Raw genomic sequence first — 17,599 nt, 5'->3', positions numbered from 1 at the left:
GAGGTCCATGCCGGATAAAAAATCATTTATCATAAGAATAGAAGAAGCTATTCTAAGATATACTAAACCCAAGCATATGGATTCAAAGGAAGATGTAGATGATTTTTTAAACAATAAGCCTATTCAAAAACCTCCTAAGGGTATTTTTAAGATGTCTGACTCTCAGATGTATACTTTCGGAAATGAAAATGCTGAAAAAACTATACTGTTCATGCATGGTGGGGCCTTTGTCAGTGAAATTAACTATCAGCATTTGCTGTATTGCCTTAAGCTGTCACGGAAATTGAATGCTCGTGTAATTGCTCCGGTTTATCCACTTGCTCCTCTGCATAATGCAAGGGAAACATATGAGATGATAACTGGAATATATAAAACCTTGAATCATGAAAATCTGATTTTAATGGGGGATTCGGCAGGTGGAGGTTTCGTCCTTTCATTTGCACAGTACCTGAAGACGGTCGGGCTGCCTCAACCACACAAAATAATCGCTTTTTCACCGTGGGTTGACATTTCAATGAGCAACTCTCCATATGATAATGAACATGACCCTATTTTAGGTGAAATCGGTCTAAGAGAAATGGGCAAATCATGGGCAGGCGATCTGGATACAAAAGATTACCGGGTAAGTCCCCTTTATGGTGATGTGGCAGGTCAGGCTCAAACATTGATTTTTTCAGGAACCGGTGAAATTTTTTACAAGGACATCGAGCTTTATGTTGAAAAGCTTAAAAAGAGTAATGTTAATGTAAAATTCATTAAAGGCGAAGGATTATTTCATATTTATCCATTATTCCCATCACCGGAAGCAAAAAAAGCATTCAAAGAAATAAAAAAAGAGATAATTGGTTAATTATCTCATGTATAATATGTATTTTCCAAACTTAGGTATTCTATAGATAATTACAACCGCAATATAGCTTAATATTATCAATAAAATCCAAAGGATTATTGCTTTTACAGGTTCTGAGAAAGGTAGTTGGACAACAACAGGAAGCAACGGTAATCTAAATAGATTATGTACCAAAAACACTGCAAATGAATATTTTGATAAAAAGGCGACCAGTGGATATGCCCTGACTGTATCCATTCTGGAACATAGTTCAAATAGTGCAAATGAACCGGTTAAAATGAATGGGAATTCATACCATAACTGGAAATCATATCCCTTTGTGAATGCATAGTACTGGAAGAATAAACATATCATGAATGATATGAGTGATATCAATCCTAATTTTATGCTGTCATAGTGTTTGAATTGTCCTTTTTTAACTAAATATCCTAAAATAATATAAATTCCATAAATGCCACCACTAAATCCAAGACAATATTGGATATTGACATTTTTAATTCCATGCATAGCCAATACAAGAGTGACGAACGGAAGTATGAATGCCAGGATTGAAAATACTATTGTTGCCCTCCAAACCGTATCGCTACTGAATTTTTCAAGGGCTGCTGTGACAAATGGTATTGAAAGATACATTCCAATAATCATTGGCATATACCACATATGGCTGAAGAATAAGTTTCCAGCTTCGCTGAAGTTTACCTGACTACTTCCAACTGAAACAAACTGTAGGCTGAGTGCATAGATTGCCGCCCAAATAACGGTAACGATAATCAATCCTCTGCAGTTTTTTTCCCAAAATTTACGGATGCGTTCATCGTCATATGCCCGATCAAGCAACAGATAACCTGTAATCATTAAAAAGAATGGAACCCCGATACGCCCAATGAATAGGGATGCAAAATTGAATATCCTTGAAAAAGTTGTATAATTCATTATTGCGTCGGATGAGATGATATAAATCCCGTCCGTAGCGTGAATGTATAAAACGGTCAGTATTGCTATTGCACGTACCAAATCAATCCATTCAACTCTAGTCTTACCCATTTATATTCCTTCTTTTAACTATTGTCAAATAAAACATTCTATTTTCCACCGGATGAAGTTGGTAAAAATGGAATCAATGCCGCAGCTAATTTGGAGATTGGCATAGTTTGTATCCACACTTTTCCCGGACCGGTTAACTTTGAGAAGAATAATCCTTCACCAAACAATATGTTTTTGGCTCCTTTTACCATTTCAATATCGAAATCGATTGTAGATTCCATTGCTGCAATATGGCCAGGATCAAGAAGTATTTTTTCTCCAGGGGCAAGGTCTTTTTCTATCACTTCTCCATCGATTTCTAAAAATACCATTCCATTTCCTGAGAATTTTTGAAGAATAAAACCTTCTCCGCCGAATAGTCCTGCTCCAAGTTTCTTTTTAAAGTATATGTCAACGTCAACACTTTCTTCCGCTGCTAAAAATGCATTTTTCTGACCAATGATTGTAGATTCGTTTAATTTTACCGGCATGATTTTTCCAGGACTGCATGCAGAAAAACCTATTTGCTCATTGTCGGATTGTGCAGTGAAGAAATTTAAAAACAGTGTGTCTCCGGCTAATGCCCTTCCAAGTCCTTTCAGGAGTCCTCCTCCAGTGTTCGTTTCCATTTTCATGTTGGAAGTCATGAATGCCATTGCACCAGTTTCATTTTTCATGGTTTCTCCCTTTTGTAATGTACAAATCACAATTGGAAATGAACCACCTCTTATTTCGTATTCCATAGATATCACCCAATATTAATCTATATTAATGTATTATTTTTTTTAAAAGTATATATAATTGACTTTTGTTCAATCAGTTATGTCTAATGTGAGTTTAGTCATTTTTAAATGCTGAGGTAAATGTTATATTGAATAATAAATGTAAACCAACTCTCGAACAAATTTGATTTTTTGCAATGTAGGGTCATGGTACATTGGGCAGTGAAAAGGAATAAATAATTTTCAATAATTCTCAAATTTTTAAATATTTTTCCTTAAATATAAATAGTATTAATTCAAATAAATATAAACGACTCATATTTTCGAGTTTTATTAATTTAAAAGGAGAATAAAAAAGATGGAAATAGGCGAAATATTTAGTGATGCTTTAGTTTATCCATTTCATAATATTAAAGCATTAGTTATTTATCTTGTTTTAGGGATTATTCTAGGAATTGCAGTTGGAGGTACCATTGCAGGTATGGCTGCAGGTATTCTTGCTGAAAATATTCTTGCAGTTATTGGATCTGGAATCATTGGTATTATCATAGCTTTTGTTTTAGGATTTATAATTACAGGTTATGAATTGGATATTGTCAAATTCGGTATTGAAAGAGACCCAAGTTCCCCTGGAATCGACATTGTGAGACAATTCATCAATGGTGTAAAATATTTTGTTGTATACATCGTTTATATGATTGTTCCAATAATCATCAGTGCAATTTTAGCAGTTGTCTTCCAACACTGGTTATCCTCAATAATTTCCGCAATCGTATCTATTGTATTTGCTTTAGCATTGATGATGGGTCAATGCAGATTAGCTAAAACTGAAGATTTAGGTTATGCATTAGCAATTGGTGATGCAATTGGTGATATTTCAAGAGTTGGTATTGTAAAACTTGCTTTATTCATTATCTTGATGTTTATTATTGTATTCGCTGTATTCTTTGTCGCTCTTATTATTACCCGATGGAATTCCACTGTTGGTGGTATTTTGATGGGTATTGTAGGTATTTACATATCATTCGTTATTGCTAGAGCAACAGGTTTATTATACTCTGACGTATAATTAAACCCATTTTTTCTTTTTTTTCTTTGTTTAACTGATATAATTTGGGCAGTTATTTCTTAATTATTGATATTTTGATTATTATTAGCAAATGCTATAATTTAATTCTTTGATGTATATTTCTATTTGACAAAGTGCCGTAATCTGAGAGAACTTGCGTTAATGTTAATTCACCAGTGATTAAATTGGTGGTCAATGTCAAAACTTCATTTTTAATCAATCAGAAATTTCATAATTTTACCATGAACTAGTGGATGGTTTTGTTTATTTTTTTTAAAAAAAAGAAATGAAAAAATATATTTTGTGAGGATTATCCCCCACCTGGAATGGTATATTTATCATTCACGCCGTAAAATATTCCATCACCTTTTCTTTTTTCACTTACATGCAATAATGCATTGTTAAAGATGATATTCAATAGATTATATCCGTCTTTATCAATGAAATCAGTTAACGGAGAGTTATTTTCTCTTGATTTTAATGCATCTTTTTCAATATCAAAGCAGCAAGCATAGATAATTTGTGCTGAATTTTCATCTGCAGATTCAGGAGGATATCTTTTATACAATTCTTCGGATTTCAAGTAATCCCTAAATCCTTCCCATTCTTTTTTAAGTTCTTTTCCCTTTCCGGTTAATTTGCCGTTTTCAAGAATGTCCCTATAATTTTTGCCGTCATATTCATTTTCATTTTCAATGGCTTTTGCAAACTCATCAAGGTCTTTTTCGAATTTATTTGCAATTGAAGGGTTGTTGCTTTGCTTTGCCATGGTTTTCAAGTTGAATTTTTTATTCTTATTCATTTTTTTAAGCAAATTAATTGCAAGTGTTTCAGAGGTTTTCAATTCCCCTTTATTTGCTATCCTAAGGGTTATCTTTTTCATGACTTCCATATCTTCTGAAGTTAATTTGCTGCCTACGCTATATGATTCATTCAAATCAATATCGCATTTGATTTGGTCCTGATTAATTAATTCGAGTATGGTGAGGGATAATGTGTTGATGCCTATCTCCTTATTTTTTGCAAATAATATAGGTATCATTGAATATGAGTCGTCACTTGGAGGATTTATAATTTCTTCTGTGTCATGTTTTTTATTTAGACCTAACATTTCAATCATTCCTCACTGATTGTTAATCGTTTTTTAAAGATTCAAGATATGATTCATGAATTTCTTCAGCAAGTTCATCATTTCCTTCAATTATTGGGCCGGTATAATCGCAGTCTTTACAGACGCATTGTGACCAATTTTGAGGGATAATCCAATCGATATTTCTGGAACCGCATCTAGGACAAATTTTATGCATTTTCATGTTTAATCTCCAATATTTTTTTTTGTCTTTGTTGTAATCACATTTGATAATTGTATATATCAATAATTAATTTTTGAATGTATGTTGCTGTTTACTAGTTGAATGCCTAAAGTAATTTTTACTCTATGTTTAAAATTTTGTTAAAGCCGGACATTTCAAGAATCTCTTTTATGGCGTCGTTAACCTTTATGACGAAAGGAATGCCTTCTGGTTTTAATTTTTTTTCAGTACTGACCAAAACTCTTAAACCCGCACTTGAAATGTATTCCAAATCGGTAAAGTCTATTATTAGTGAATCGAATTTGCCCATTTCATCTGTAATTTCATTTTCAAAGTCCGGTGCAGTAGTTGTGTCAACCTTATCTTTGACGATGATTGTTAATTCTTTTTCATTATATTGTTTCATTAAATCCATATAGACCCCTTGATTTTTTTCTTAATATTAGTATTTTTGAGTTTTGAACTTAAAATATTTTTTTTATTAATCATCAATGGACATTTTATCATTTTCCGTAATTTATTATCTTTTAAAGATTTCAAGCAATGCCCTTAATGTGATTAATGCTGGATAAATTTCTAATCTTCCGGTCCACATGTTAATCATGCCTATGATTTTTAATGGCCATTCTATTGTTTGGGACATATGTCCGATTTCCAAACCGATATTTCCCTGCATAGACATGGTGAAAAACAGTGAATCAAATGGGTTATGGCCGTATAAACATAACAATGACCATGTAATCAGGATGAATAGGAAATAAAGGGTGATATAATTTCCGCTTTGTTCTGCCACTTTGTCAGTAATTTTTTTATTGGAACGGTCTATTGGAACAATTGTGCCTCTAGGAGATATTATTTCACGTAAATTTTTATAAATTCCCTTTGAAAATGTGATGACACGCATTAATTTGATTGCTCCTACTGTAGATCCGTTGGAACCTCCGATAAGCATTAACATCATTATGATAAATATTACAAACGGCGGCCATCTGCCCATCACTACTGAATTTGGAATGCTTGCTCCTGTTGTTGTAATTGCAGAAACTACAGTAAATAACATGTCCATTGGAATGATTGTGGATGTGAAATATATTAATAGCGTTGAAATAGCTATTAGAGAAATCATCACTTTAAATTGCAAATCATCAATTAATGATTTCCCGCGTGTTTTAATAATTTTGGAGTGAACTAAAAAGCTTGTTGCACCCAATATCATCAAGACCATGGTGATGAAATAAATCAGGTCGTTGTTGTAAAATCCTATATTTGCATTTTTTATGCTCATTCCTCCGGTTGAGATAATGCAGAAGGTATTGCAGATAGAATCAAAAAGGGGCATTCCTGCAAGCAAATACAAAATAATTCCGAGCACTGTATAGATTGAATATATTTTGAAGGTTTCTGTGAGTGTGGCTTTAACGGATGGTCTAATCTGATCCTCACGTGCTTCAGATTGATATAATTTATATGATGAGGTTCCGGGTTGGGCCAGGAAAAACAGTATCAGGACAATAATACCCAAACCACCAATCCACTGTTGAAATGCCCTAAAAAATAGTATCCCATATGGTAGGACTTCCACATCACTGTATATTGTAATTCCACTTCCAGTCAAAGCGGACATACTTTCAAAAGTACTATCTACGAGACTTATACCAGTTACGAGGTACAGTACCAAACCACACATTAGACATGCCCATAACCATGATAGGGCGGATATTATCATGCCGTGCTTTAGGCGCATTTTGTTGACAGTGTATTTGTCCAGGACTTTTAAACTGATTAATCCAGTTATGATGGATATTAATCCTGGTATGAGATAACCTAATGTGTTGAACTCTAAATAGATTAAATCAACAATAATTGGGATTAGGCACACTACACCAATACCAATCATCAGTTTACCGGAGTTCCTGGCTATGATTAACACATCATTTTTGTTAATATATCTCATGGGCGACCTACTAATATTAAACAAATAATTATTTGAAAAATAGATATATAAGTTTTTATGTATAGGATTTTTAACAAAAAATCGGCAATGCTAACTTTTTTCACTTGGAAAGTGAGAATAAATTTAACTATTCCGCACTTTTAAGTGATTCAACCATGTCTAACTTTTTAATTTTACGTGAAAACATTAGGTTTACAAGTATTGATAATGAGAATGTTATTATTGCGGTTATTATTAAATTTGAAAGGGTTATTGAAGGGAGAATATAAAATGAGTCCCCTGATGAATCCCACATGATTTTTAATATGTAATAACCGACAGGAATGCCCAATAGATATCCGATAGTTGTAAACCATAGGTTCTGTGTTAAAAGCAGCTTCCTCAAGGCTTTTGTCTTAAAGCCCAAAACCTTAAGAGTGGCTATTTCACGTTCGATTTCTGTAAATGACAGCAGTCCTAGATTGTACAGCACCACAACTGCCAGAAGTGATGCGAAAAATATCAGGATGTATATCAGCAGCCACATGGCCTCTGTCAGCTCATCCCAACTTGAGGTCATGTCCTTTATTGAGCTGGTTGTTTTGATTGCAGTATAGTTCTTATCGACATGCTCAGCTGTTACGATACTTGTTGTAGTGTAGTTCAAATCCAAATCCTCTAATTTGTCTGCAGACATTATGAACCCTTGTGAAGTTGGGTCTGCATGGATTCTATCAATTTTGGTTTTAATCCATTTGTTTGAACCCATAATATGCCATTTTACGCTATCGCCTACATCAACTCCAAGCATGTCTGCCATTTTTTGTGAAATAGAAACCTCATCATCTTCAATTTTGATTTTATTCCAATCATAATCGGTTGGAGTAATCAAATCAGTATGATTTAAAACCAATAGAGAACCTGACTTTTTGCCCGTATCCGATTCGATTTCAATGGCAGATTCCATTATTTTATCTCCGTTGACCTCTTCTGCCACGTCATCGATTTGTGAAATGCTTGCCTCATCATCAATGACCAGCTTTGAATCATAATGGTTTATCTGATTGAATTCCCATTCCTTCAAATCATTCATCCCATCATACATTCCAAATGCTGATACCAAAAGGGCAGTGCACCCTATAACTCCAATGATTGTCATAAGCGCTCTGAATTTATTCCTTTTTGCGTCACGGTAATTCCAACGTGAATTGAATGACATGTGTTTGAAAAATCCTAATTTTTCGATTATGCCTGATGAGGATACTTTAGGGGCCTTTGGCCTTATTGTATCTGCAGGTTTTTCATTAAAAATACTTTTGACAGCATAGTATGAAACCAGGACAGACATTAAAATCATTGCCAGCGCAACATAGACAAAATCCATGCTCCATGCAGGATTCCATGACGGCAATATGTAAGTGGAGCTCATTGACGGATAGAACAATTTAGGCAATGTCATTGGACCGATAATCAATCCCAGGATTGAACCGATTAAAACCAGCCAGAATCCATAGGAAATATAATGAATGATTATTGATTTGTCCTTAAATCCGCATGCCTTTAAAATTCCAATTTGAGTTCTTTGATGTGTAATTATCCTTGTCATTGTTGTTAACAGAATCAGCATTGCAATCAGTATGAATACAACGGGAAAAATTCCTGCCATCATCTGGTGCTGGTCCATTTCCTCTGAAAATTGGGATACGCTACTGTGCTCTGACCTTTCTACAAATGAACTGTAATAACCATCCATATGATAGGACAATATGTCATTGTAATTTTCGGCTGTTCCGTCAAACTTGACATTCAAAACATTATATGGGACAGTATCTCCTGGAAATGCCTTATAGGACATATAGGCAAAGCCCAATTTTGAAAAATCAGGGATTACTGATGATTGGGATGCATGATAGACATATTCAGGGGAATAGCCGATTCCCTTTATTTCCTTTTCAATGTTGTACTCTTCAAATTTGAATGTGATGTTGTCGCCCACCTTCAGACCCTTTGCATCTGCAAAGCTTTTGTCCAGCCATACTCCATCCTTGTCATTGATGTCTAATGGTGCACCTTCAATCAGATAAAATTTTGATATTGTGTTATTCTCTACAAAATGCAGCGTAATTTCGGGGTCATTTGAAAAATCCGCAACGGAATCCACGACCAATTGTCTTTCCATTTGAGTGGTTGCACCCAAACAGTTTACCTGGTCTAAAAATAAGTCATTGATGTAATTTGAATAGATCCAACCGTCAGCCAGATTGGTGTCATCGTAAAACTTTTCCACATTGACCTCAAGGCCAACAGATTCGCCTCCGACACCTGCAAAGACAAAAACACCTAAGAATGCCATCAAAAAAATTGACAGGAATTGGGTCTTGTGCTTTCGAATGTCTCTTATCATCTTTTTCTTAAGCATATGCTCACCATTCTAAATCTGTGATCTTTTTTGGATTTTCATTAACAGTTATGCTTTCGATTTGACCATTTTTAATTCTAATCACTTTATTTGCTGCTTCGGCTAATATTGCATTGTGTGTCACGATGACAACTGTAGTTCCTTTGCTGTTGCTCATGTCCTGCAGCAAATTCAGAATCAGAACGCCTGTTTTTGAGTCAAGCGCTCCGGTTGGTTCATCACATAAAAGCATTGTAGGCTGTTTGGCCACTGCTCTTGCAATTGATACTCTTTGCTGTTCTCCTCCGGATAATTGTGCAGGAAACTGGTTTGCATGGTCTTTAAGCCCAACTGAGTCCAAAACATTCAGTCCATTTATGTCAACATCTACGATGTCTTTCATCAGTTCAACGTTTTCAAGAGCTGTCAGGTTTGGAATCAGGTTATAAAACTGGAAAATGAATCCTACGTTATTTGCTCTGTAACTGGTAAGTTCATTATCATCAAGTTCCTCCACATGTTTTTCCTTAACGACAATCTGGCCTGAACTAACTGTATCAAGACCTCCCAATAGGTTTAAAAGTGTTGATTTGCCTGCACCGGAGGGTCCTAGAATCACTACGAATTCCCCTTCATCAATTGTGAAGTTGACGTTATCCATGGCTTTTAAAATGTGGTCTCCAGATTTATAAATCTTATTAACATTTTTGAATTCAATAATTGTACTCATTAACAATGCCTTCTTAATAATTAATTTAAGTATTCTTTGCTAAAATAAGCATATCCTAGTGGATATTCTAATTTAAAAAAAGAAAAGGATTAAGAAATATCGGCCACTTCAATGGCCTCCACTTCTATACCTTTTGAATAGTCTTCATCTTTTAAAACGGATTTAGTGCTCATCATTCCGAACAACATCGTAGACAGATTATGTATCATTGATGATGTTGATGGAGGAATTACTCCTAAAACTCCTAAAACAAGGAGACTTCCGTTTACTGCAACAATGTTGCGGTAATTGTTGTTGATTTTATCCAACATTCCTACACTTAATTTTCTAAGTGTCACAAGGTCATACAAATCATCTGATAGCAATGATATGTCTGCAACCTCTCTGGCAATATCGGATGAATGTTTCATTGAAACGGATACGTCTGCAGCTGCAAGGGCCGGTGAATCGTTAATTCCGTCACCAACCATTATCACTGTTTTTCCGTCCTGTTTTAATTCTTCAACGATTCTTGATTTGTCCTCAGGAAGCACTTGTGATTTATAATCGGTAATGCCTAATGCTTTGGCGCTGGCTTTTGCACCGCTTTCACTGTCTCCGGTGAGCATTATGACATTTTCAATGCCTAAATCCTTAAGTTCTTCAATGACATATTTTGCTTCATCACGTACCGGGTCGTCAATGCAAATCAAACCTTCAAGCTTTCCATCAATAGCAAGATAAACCACAGAATGCTCTGCCGCTTCTTTTGCCATCTTTTTCTCTTGAGTCTTGGTTGCTTTCACCTTTTCATCATCAAATAAGAAGTGTTTTGATCCGATAACTACACGTTTTCCATCATATTCTGTTACAATACCATGCGCTACAATGTATTCCACTTCACTGTGGTCCTCTTCATGCTTTAGGCCTTCTTCTTTTGCCTGATTTACGATGGCTGTGGCAATGCTGTGGGCGAAGTGTTCCTCAATGCATGCGGCCATCCTTAAGATTTCGTCACGTTTGTATCTTTTGGACATAGGAACCACTTCAACAACTTTTGGTGTTGCATTTGTCAGGGTTCCGGTCTTGTCGAATATGATTGTGTCTGCATTTGCATAGTTTTCCAGGAACTTTCCACCTTTTATCATCATTCTGTTGTCTGATGCTTCACGCATTGCAGATATGATTGATAATGGTGTTGTAAGCTTGATTGCACATGAGAAGTCAACCATCAATACGGATAATGCTTTTGTTGAATTTCCTGTAATCAGATAGGTCAGTGCGGTTGCAATGAAGCTGTATGGTACGATTGAATCGGCAAGTTTTTCAGCCTTGCTTTGTGTGTCTGCTTTCAGCTCTTCGGAATTCTCAATCAGATCAATAATCTTGTTTAGTCTTGTCTCTTTATTCATTGAATAAACTTCGACAATCAGATTTCCTTCCTCTATAACGGTTCCTGCGTGTACTGTTTTTCCAGGTCTTTTATGGATGGCCAATGGTTCTCCAGTCATTGAAGCTTCATTAACCATTCCTTCTCCTTCGATTACTTTTCCATCAACTGGTATCACATCGCCCATATGGACTTTGATTTTATCTCCCTTGTCAATATCAACGGCAGGGCACTGTTTTTCTTGGCCGTCTTCTCCTACTACCCATACAGTATCTATGTTTAATGCCAAACTGTCCTTAAGTGTGCTTTTGGCTTTCTGCAATGTGTAGTCTTCGAGTGCGTCGGAGATTGACAACAAGAACATCATTGAGCTTGCAGGTTTATATTGTTTTTGAAGCAGTGCTCCGGTTACTGCTGCACCATCAAGTAGTGCAACATCAATTCTAAAGCTGGTCAAGCTGTCTAAACCTTTCCAAATGTATTCTGCTGCATTAAAAATTGTTAATGCATTTCTTATTGGTATAGGTAAAAATATTCTATAAACGAATCTATTAAAGACCATTTTTGATAACTTTAAATAGAAGTCGTCTGTAATTTCTCTTGAACTTTGAGCCTGAGTCGGTTCTGCTTCGAAGAGATCATCTAATGTGATGCTATCTAAAATGTTGAAAATCTTATGTTTGCTTTCAACATCTCCATCATGATATATTAAGATACTTCCGTTTCTATGGGAAGTGTATACTTCATGGATAAAGCTCTGATTTAAAAGTAATGAAGCAAGACCATGACCTTCCATTTTAGTGAAGGCCCATTGGCCTGAACGAACTCGTAGACGAGGTCCGTTATCATACATTACTTGATATTTCATTTTTTTATACCTTGAAAAAATAAGTTTATTCTACGTAAATTTCTTTTTTGTCTTCTTTGTGTGCATCAACTACAATGTCTTCCGCATTTTCTTTCATATCTTGAAAGCATTCTTCCGCATCTTTTTTAGCAGACATTACTGATGCCATTCCTTTTGTTGCAGCATTTTTTACGGTTTTGGATTCCAATACTTTTTTACCAATAATTGCAGTTGCAATTCCTGCTGCGAAAATTAATGCATGTTTGTGTTCATAACATTTGTCTAAAATTTCCTCACGTTTCATTTTAATAACCTCTCTTTAAAAATAATTCTTATCTTTTTTTCCAATTTTAAGTCTGTTTTTGAGTTTGTTTATAAATTCAAATTCCTCTTCGAGTTCGGGATGATTGCCAAATCCACAGTTGGGGCAATGAACCTGATTGCAGTGGCCATGTTTTCCGCAGCCAACACAACCTCTGTTTTTTAATTCTTTTTCGTCAAATTCAAAGCCACACATACGGCATTTCATATTAAACACTCATTAAAATAAAAAAATGGAAGTTTTATTCAACTTCAATGTTTTCAGCTTCTTCCTTTCTAAGGCAAACATCATATCCTTTTACGCTCATTTCTATTGGATCGCCTAAAGTAGCAACTTTTTTAACTGTAATTTCTGCTCCTTTAACAAAACCCATTCCTAATAAGTGTCTTCTTAAACCGATGTCTCCAGTATCATGGTATTTTACTAATTTAACTGTTTCACCAGGTTTTACTTCTTTTAAAGTTCTTGTCATTTTTAATCACCTTCTAAAAAAAAATTTAATAATGACAATTAGAAATTCTAATCGTCATTTGAATTTCACGTCTTTAATTCACTATCCGAATCCTGCAAGTAAACCAACATTGTAAATCAGGAATGAAACGACATATGCGGTTACTAAGGTTATAGCACACATTGTTAATGCCCATTTGTAACTGTTGGTTTCCTGTTTGATTGCACCGATTGCTGCGAAACATGGGGTGTAGAGCAATGTGAATGCCATGAATGAAAATGCTGATAATGGGGTGAAGGTATCATGTACCAGGTTGGTAATTCCTTCTTCGTCATCTTCTTCCATACCGGCTAATGTACCGAATGTTGCCACTACTACCTCTTTAGCAGCTAATCCTGCAATGATTGCTACAGCAGCTTGCCATGTTCCAAATCCTAATGGAGCAAAGATTGGAGCAATGACTGAACCGATTATACCTAATACGCTGTTGGCTGATCCGTATTCTACTCCTAATGGGAATATGCTTAAAGCCCATAAGACAATTGAACATGCAAGAATAATAGTACCTGCTTTTCTTAAGAATCCTTTTACTTTTTCCCAGGTGTGTAATAATACACCTTTTACTGATGGAATTTTATATGTTGGCAATTCCATTACGAATGGTGTGGATAATCCTTTAAACATGGTTCTTTTGAGGATAGCTGCAACAATAAGTGCCACAACAATACCTAATACATAAATCGCAAGCAACATTGTTCCTTCGTTGTTGGAAAAGAATGCTGCAATAAAAATAGCATAAATCGGCAGTCTTGCAGTACAGGACATGAACGGAACGAGCATCATTGCAAGCATACGGTCCCCTTCGTTTTCCATGGTTCTTGTTGCCATGATTGCAGGTACGCCACAACCGAATCCTAAAATCATAGGGATGAATGCCTTACCGTGAAGTCCAACAATTTTGTGCATCAGTTTGTCTAAGGTAAATGCTGCCCTTGCAAGATATCCGCAGTCTTCTAATATGCTTAAGAATAAAAACATCAGAATAATGATAGGCAAGAAAGTGAGAACTCCACCTACTCCTCCGATGATACCGTCACAGATGAATGATGCTAGATATTCGTTTGCAATATATCCTGCAACAAATTCTGCTAAAGATCCAAATGCTTCGTCAATCATGTCCTGGAAAGGAGCTCCGATTGTGAATGTCAATTGGAACATTACCCACATTATGATTAAGAATATGAATGGGGCTAATAATCTGTTGGTGACAATCTTATCGATTTTATCTGTTGTGGTTTCCTTCTCAACGGATGGCTTTTTAACTGCTTCGGCCATTAAACCGTCGATAAATGCATATCTTGCATTTGCAATAACTTCTTCCGGACCTTCTTTATAAACATCATGTAAATGTTTGCTTACTTTATCAACTTCAACTAAAATTTGGGATCCATAACTGGATTGTTGAACTTTTTCTATTACGATTGTGTCCCTTTCCAATAATTTGATTGCGGTCCAGACTGAAGGGACATCCATTAAATTCTTGTCTTTCTCAATGATTTCTTGAATTTGAGACAAATGCCCTTTTATATCATTTCCGTATGATAATTTTTGACTGGTGTCCCTCGGATTTTTAGATTGCTTTTCCACAGTTGACAATAGCTTTTCAAATCCGTCACCAGTTTTAGCATTGATTTCAATTACTGGAAAACCAAGAAGTTCACTCATCAAATCAATGTTGATGATGTGATCTTTTTTCTTTGCAAAATCATTCATGTTAAGTCCCATTACTAAATTGGCACCTAATTCCATCATTTGCACTGTTAAGTATAAATTACGTTCCAGATTAGCGGCGTCCACTATGTTGATAATCACATCTGAGTCATCATCTACAATGAAATCCCTTGACACGATTTCTTCCATAGAATGAGCACTCAATGCATAATTACCTGGCAAATCGATTACATCATAGTCGTAGCTTCCATGTTTGAAGTGGCCTTCAGCTCTTTCAACTGTTTTTCCAGGCCAGTTACCGACATGTTGTCGCATACCAGTTAATTGATTGAAGACAGTGGTTTTCCCTACATTTGGGTTACCGGCTAATCCTACAATTAGTTCTGTCATTAACCATTCTCCCGTTTTGTTATTAACTTAAGGAATAATGCCTGAAATGGCATCACTCCTCACTAAAAAAATTTCTTAGTTTAAGTTTTCATAAACCCAAAAAAAGTTTTAGGTTAACCTAAACATATATATCAATTGATTTTTATAGTATTTAAAGTTTAGGTATGACTAAAAATATTTATATTAAAAGTAAATAGATATTATATAAAAACAAAATAATTTTAATTTTTTAGGGAAGATATGATGAGCAAGTCTATTGAAGCAGCAAAACAATATATTTCTGAGAACAATTATGAAGAAGCTCTTAAATTGGCCAGGAAAAGGCACGGAAAAGATGAAGTTGAGGATTATCTTGCAATTTTAGATTTATTGATTGATGCTGATTATTTGCCTGCAATTGAAGAGAAGGGAATTTATTACCAATATTATGACGAATCCCATGACAACGGCGATTACGGTGAAAGATATTTTGATCAGTACTTGCAAAAACAGCCCAAGTCCATAAATGTTTTATGTGATAAGGCATTATCCAGATTTAACAAGGGAAACGTTGAGGAATCATTGGAGTATATGGATAAGGCTCTTGAGAAATATGATTCATTTTCAGCTGTTGAAAAGCCCCGTATCCGTAAAAAGGAAGTCTTGATGAATAAAATCAAATTGCTTATTAAGGCCAAAAGATATGATGATGCATTGGATCACTTGAATCAATATGAAGGAGATTATGGTTGTGACAATGATTCTGACCTGTATAAGGGGCAAATGCTTCAAAAGACCGGCAAAAACGATGAAGCGTTAACCTATCTTGACAAATCTCTTCAAAATGAGGATACGATAATCGGATTTAATGCAAAAGGCGACGCATTGTATGAACTTGGCAGGTATGGGGAGGCATTGAAAAACTACAAGTACTGCATCGGCTATGAAAGTAAGGTTGTGGACGACTTGGAACTCGTTACCAATTTCAATTATAAGGCTGCATTCTGCTGTGTGAATATGGGCAATGAGGCGAAAGCCGTAAAACATTTAAATAAAACAATAAACATGTTGAATGAACACGGAAGGCTTCCAAAGGACCTTGAAGCAATCTATCAGAAATGTTCCTTCGAGAAGGAAAGAATAATTAAAAAGGGTGAAGTCAAGGATGAGGAGTTTAGAAAAACCAGATTCTTTTCCGCAAGAACTTCTCTCATCATATTGGCCGTAATATTAGTTATATATGTGATTCTCCGATATCTGGGATATCACTGATATCCGTCATTTTAATCTATTTTTTTTAAACATTATTTTAATTATACATCTATTTTTTTTAATTCTTAATTTTCATTGATTCCTCCAGCATTTCTATCGGCTTGGAGTACTTTGCATTTTCATAATTTGCATGATGTTTAATATTTTTTACATTACTAAAAACTATTATATACATATTTAAACATAAATTATGTCAATTAGTTCAACTATGGAAGAATATTTTAAATGAAGTTCAAAAAGAGTTTACTAATTACATCTGGTCATTTGCCTGTTTGCGATGGCAAGCGTAAGTGCAAGTGACACAGACAATACGACAATGTCCCTTGAAGATAAGGGAGAAATTGAATTATCACATGAAAGTGATATGGAAAGTGTGGATAATAATTTAAAGACAAGTGAAGAACAAGAAATCCAAAAAAGTTACAAAAGTAAAAGTTTCCTTGAAGAAGGTCAACGGCAAATACCTCAAAGGTAAAGTCCTCAAGATTAAATTCAACAAGAAAACTTACAAAGTAAAAACCAACAAGAAGGGTATAGCAACCTGGAAAGTCAAAAAATCCATGCTCAAAAAGCTCAAAGTTGGCAAAAAATACAAATACAAAGTAACCTACGGAAAAGACATCGTAACCAAAAAACTAACCATTAAAAAATAGAGATTACTAATCTCTATTTGCCTTTTTCTTTTTTTAACCAATTTCATTGATTCATTTTTTCTAAAATGTAAATTTTAGATTAATCTTGTTTTTACCTTGTAAAATTGCTTTGGAATGCAACAAAGCTTTTATATGATTTAAAATCTAATTTTATTTTATGAAATTTAAAATAGTAAATGATTTGGCATCAGTTATTGACAATATTGTTCCTGAAAAGCAATTATCTAAATTGCAGGAATTTTTACTGAGCGGAGCCATTTTTACAGATGCAAGTAAAGTTTTAGCCATGCTTATAATTTTCATTTCAGTAAGTGAAATTGCATTAATGTTAACAGTATCAATGTTAAGCTTTCCCATTTCCGTATTGATTCTACCGTTATTCGTAATTCCGGGGCTTTTCACGTATGTTGTAATCCAGCAGGAAAGGCGGGCACAGGAAATCGAAAAGACTGCACCTGACTTTTTAAGGCAGCTTTCAAGCATGCTTCAGGTCGGTTTAAGTTTCGAAAATGCAATGGAGGACATGTCACAGTATGGCGAAGGCCCC

General features: G+C 35.0%; 19 protein-coding genes. 6 read left to right on the top strand and 13 right to left on the bottom strand.

Annotation, left to right across the window (positions count from 1 at the left end):
- The first annotated feature begins 7 nt into the window (after positions 1-7).
- Positions 8-850, top strand: a complete 843-nt coding sequence (locus ACJMML_RS02410) for an alpha/beta hydrolase fold domain-containing protein (RefSeq protein WP_405305802.1) — start codon at positions 8-10, stop codon at positions 848-850.
- Here ACJMML_RS02410 and ACJMML_RS02405 read toward each other — a convergent pair whose 3' ends face one another.
- On the bottom strand, positions 851-1,894 hold the full coding sequence (locus ACJMML_RS02405; protein ID WP_405305801.1) for an acyltransferase: 1,044 nt from the start codon (positions 1,892-1,894) through the stop codon (positions 851-853).
- Between the two features lie 38 nt (positions 1,895-1,932).
- The gene (locus ACJMML_RS02400) at positions 1,933-2,616 is read right to left on the bottom strand and encodes a TIGR00266 family protein (RefSeq protein WP_405305800.1); all 684 of its coding nucleotides are present in this window, start codon (positions 2,614-2,616) and stop codon (positions 1,933-1,935) included.
- Between the two features lie 337 nt (positions 2,617-2,953).
- Here ACJMML_RS02400 and ACJMML_RS02395 point away from each other — a divergent pair, with 337 nt between their 5' ends.
- Positions 2,954-3,664, top strand: a complete 711-nt coding sequence (locus ACJMML_RS02395; RefSeq protein ID WP_405305799.1) for a DUF4013 domain-containing protein — start codon at positions 2,954-2,956, stop codon at positions 3,662-3,664.
- Positions 3,665-3,974: 310 nt separating this feature from the next.
- On the opposite strand, the gene ACJMML_RS02390 is transcribed toward ACJMML_RS02395, so the two are convergent.
- From ACJMML_RS02390 to feoB, 11 genes are all read right to left on the bottom strand, one after another.
- On the bottom strand, positions 3,975-4,775 hold the full coding sequence (locus tag ACJMML_RS02390; RefSeq protein ID WP_405305798.1) for a hypothetical protein: 801 nt from the start codon (positions 4,773-4,775) through the stop codon (positions 3,975-3,977).
- Between the two features lie 22 nt (positions 4,776-4,797).
- Positions 4,798-4,977 carry a hypothetical protein gene (locus ACJMML_RS02385; protein WP_405305797.1) on the bottom strand — a complete coding sequence of 60 codons (180 nt, stop codon included), beginning with the start codon at positions 4,975-4,977 and terminating at the stop codon, positions 4,798-4,800.
- A gap of 118 nt (positions 4,978-5,095) precedes the next feature.
- Entirely contained in the window at positions 5,096-5,392 is a 297-nt protein-coding gene (locus ACJMML_RS02380) for an STAS domain-containing protein (RefSeq protein ID WP_405305796.1), read from the bottom strand.
- A gap of 105 nt (positions 5,393-5,497) precedes the next feature.
- Positions 5,498-6,931 (bottom strand): TrkH family potassium uptake protein, encoded by a 1,434-nt coding sequence (locus tag ACJMML_RS02375; protein ID WP_405305795.1) that lies wholly within the window; start codon positions 6,929-6,931, stop codon positions 5,498-5,500.
- Positions 6,932-7,058: 127 nt separating this feature from the next.
- Positions 7,059-9,329, bottom strand: a complete 2,271-nt coding sequence (locus ACJMML_RS02370) for an ABC transporter permease (RefSeq protein WP_405305794.1) — start codon at positions 9,327-9,329, stop codon at positions 7,059-7,061.
- 4 nt (positions 9,330-9,333) lie between these two features.
- Positions 9,334-10,038, bottom strand: coding sequence for an ABC transporter ATP-binding protein (locus tag ACJMML_RS02365; RefSeq protein ID WP_405305793.1), 705 nt, complete (start codon positions 10,036-10,038; stop codon positions 9,334-9,336).
- A gap of 89 nt (positions 10,039-10,127) precedes the next feature.
- Positions 10,128-12,275 carry a heavy metal translocating P-type ATPase gene (locus ACJMML_RS02360; protein ID WP_405305792.1) on the bottom strand — a complete coding sequence of 716 codons (2,148 nt, stop codon included), beginning with the start codon at positions 12,273-12,275 and terminating at the stop codon, positions 10,128-10,130.
- Positions 12,276-12,300: 25 nt separating this feature from the next.
- Positions 12,301-12,558 carry a DUF6110 family protein gene (locus ACJMML_RS02355; RefSeq protein WP_405305791.1) on the bottom strand — a complete coding sequence of 86 codons (258 nt, stop codon included), beginning with the start codon at positions 12,556-12,558 and terminating at the stop codon, positions 12,301-12,303.
- A 15-nt stretch (positions 12,559-12,573) separates the two neighbouring features.
- On the bottom strand, positions 12,574-12,783 hold the full coding sequence (locus tag ACJMML_RS02350; protein WP_405305790.1) for a hypothetical protein: 210 nt from the start codon (positions 12,781-12,783) through the stop codon (positions 12,574-12,576).
- A 34-nt stretch (positions 12,784-12,817) separates the two neighbouring features.
- Entirely contained in the window at positions 12,818-13,048 is a 231-nt protein-coding gene (locus tag ACJMML_RS02345; RefSeq protein WP_296784374.1) for a FeoA family protein, read from the bottom strand.
- An 81-nt stretch (positions 13,049-13,129) separates the two neighbouring features.
- Positions 13,130-15,148: a ferrous iron transport protein B gene (feoB, locus tag ACJMML_RS02340; RefSeq protein WP_405305789.1), complete on the bottom strand. Its 2,019-nt coding sequence runs from the start codon at positions 15,146-15,148 to the stop codon at positions 13,130-13,132.
- Positions 15,149-15,391: 243 nt separating this feature from the next.
- Between feoB and ACJMML_RS02335 the strand changes: the two genes are divergently transcribed.
- The 4 genes from ACJMML_RS02335 to ACJMML_RS02320 form a co-directional block, all read left to right on the top strand.
- Positions 15,392-16,399: a tetratricopeptide repeat protein gene (locus ACJMML_RS02335; protein ID WP_405305788.1), complete on the top strand. Its 1,008-nt coding sequence runs from the start codon at positions 15,392-15,394 to the stop codon at positions 16,397-16,399.
- Between the two features lie 277 nt (positions 16,400-16,676).
- Positions 16,677-16,874 carry a hypothetical protein gene (locus ACJMML_RS02330; protein ID WP_405305787.1) on the top strand — a complete coding sequence of 66 codons (198 nt, stop codon included), beginning with the start codon at positions 16,677-16,679 and terminating at the stop codon, positions 16,872-16,874.
- Positions 16,840-17,052, top strand: a complete 213-nt coding sequence (locus ACJMML_RS02325; RefSeq protein ID WP_405305786.1) for a hypothetical protein — start codon at positions 16,840-16,842, stop codon at positions 17,050-17,052. Before ACJMML_RS02330 ends, ACJMML_RS02325 begins: the two co-directional genes overlap by 35 nt.
- Positions 17,053-17,209: 157 nt before the next feature.
- A partial coding sequence (locus ACJMML_RS02320) for a type II secretion system F family protein (RefSeq protein ID WP_405305785.1) occupies positions 17,210-17,599 on the top strand: 390 nt, incomplete at its 3' end.

The organism is Methanobrevibacter sp., from assembly GCF_045130115.1.
Lineage (GTDB): Archaea > Methanobacteriota > Methanobacteria > Methanobacteriales > Methanobacteriaceae > Methanocatella.
This window is presented reverse-complemented; position numbering and strand designations above follow the sequence as displayed.

Bases quoted from the DNA above. Each gene is read 5' to 3' on its own strand.
- ACJMML_RS02410 (WP_405305802.1), top strand. From the start codon at position 8: ATGCCGGATAAAAAATCATTTATCATAAGAATAGAAGAAGCTATTCTA.
- ACJMML_RS02405 (WP_405305801.1), bottom strand. From the start codon at position 1,894: ATGGGTAAGACTAGAGTTGAATGGATTGATTTGGTACGTGCAATAGCA.
- ACJMML_RS02400 (WP_405305800.1), bottom strand. From the start codon at position 2,616: ATGGAATACGAAATAAGAGGTGGTTCATTTCCAATTGTGATTTGTACA.
- ACJMML_RS02395 (WP_405305799.1), top strand. From the start codon at position 2,954: ATGGAAATAGGCGAAATATTTAGTGATGCTTTAGTTTATCCATTTCAT.
- ACJMML_RS02390 (WP_405305798.1), bottom strand. From the start codon at position 4,775: ATGTTAGGTCTAAATAAAAAACATGACACAGAAGAAATTATAAATCCT.
- ACJMML_RS02385 (WP_405305797.1), bottom strand. From the start codon at position 4,977: ATGAAAATGCATAAAATTTGTCCTAGATGCGGTTCCAGAAATATCGAT.
- ACJMML_RS02380 (WP_405305796.1), bottom strand. From the start codon at position 5,392: ATGGATTTAATGAAACAATATAATGAAAAAGAATTAACAATCATCGTC.
- ACJMML_RS02375 (WP_405305795.1), bottom strand. From the start codon at position 6,931: ATGAGATATATTAACAAAAATGATGTGTTAATCATAGCCAGGAACTCC.
- ACJMML_RS02370 (WP_405305794.1), bottom strand. From the start codon at position 9,329: ATGCTTAAGAAAAAGATGATAAGAGACATTCGAAAGCACAAGACCCAA.
- ACJMML_RS02365 (WP_405305793.1), bottom strand. From the start codon at position 10,038: ATGAGTACAATTATTGAATTCAAAAATGTTAATAAGATTTATAAATCT.
- ACJMML_RS02360 (WP_405305792.1), bottom strand. From the start codon at position 12,275: ATGAAATATCAAGTAATGTATGATAACGGACCTCGTCTACGAGTTCGT.
- ACJMML_RS02355 (WP_405305791.1), bottom strand. From the start codon at position 12,558: ATGAAACGTGAGGAAATTTTAGACAAATGTTATGAACACAAACATGCA.
- ACJMML_RS02350 (WP_405305790.1), bottom strand. From the start codon at position 12,783: ATGAAATGCCGTATGTGTGGCTTTGAATTTGACGAAAAAGAATTAAAA.
- ACJMML_RS02345 (WP_296784374.1), bottom strand. From the start codon at position 13,048: ATGACAAGAACTTTAAAAGAAGTAAAACCTGGTGAAACAGTTAAATTA.
- feoB (WP_405305789.1), bottom strand. From the start codon at position 15,148: ATGACAGAACTAATTGTAGGATTAGCCGGTAACCCAAATGTAGGGAAA.
- ACJMML_RS02335 (WP_405305788.1), top strand. From the start codon at position 15,392: ATGAGCAAGTCTATTGAAGCAGCAAAACAATATATTTCTGAGAACAAT.
- ACJMML_RS02330 (WP_405305787.1), top strand. From the start codon at position 16,677: ATGGCAAGCGTAAGTGCAAGTGACACAGACAATACGACAATGTCCCTT.